Genomic DNA, 355 nt, shown 5'->3' with positions numbered 1-355 from the left:
AGGATCAACCCTGACAGCCACGCCGCTACTGTATCGAACCATCCCCCCCGGTATCCGGCGATCAGACCGGCCGGAATTCCGATGACCGCGGCAACGGCGACAGCAACAGACGCGCCGGCGAGGCTGACAGAGGTGGCGTGAATGAGTCGGGAGAACACGTCACGGCCTGCGCTGTCAGCACCAAGCAGGTGCTCAGGGCTCTGAGGGGCAAAGACCAGCTGCAGGGATGCTGCGTTCGGATCATGCGGTGCGATGAAGGGCCCAACCAGGGCCACCAGTGCCATGACAGCTATGTAGGCCGTGGCAGTGATTCCCAGGGGGTTGCGGAGCAGCCGGCCCAAGAGGTGCTGTCTGC

The 355-nt window shown here is 64.2% G+C and carries 1 pseudogene; it reads right to left on the bottom strand.

The window, feature by feature from the left end:
• Positions 1–341 (bottom strand): annotated as a pseudogene (locus tag AC5RTT_RS20835) (ABC transporter); the annotation flags it as partial.
• Positions 342–355 lie beyond the last annotated feature (14 nt).

Source organism: Arthrobacter sp. Y3221157, from assembly GCF_059089865.1.
This window is presented reverse-complemented; position numbering and strand designations above follow the sequence as displayed.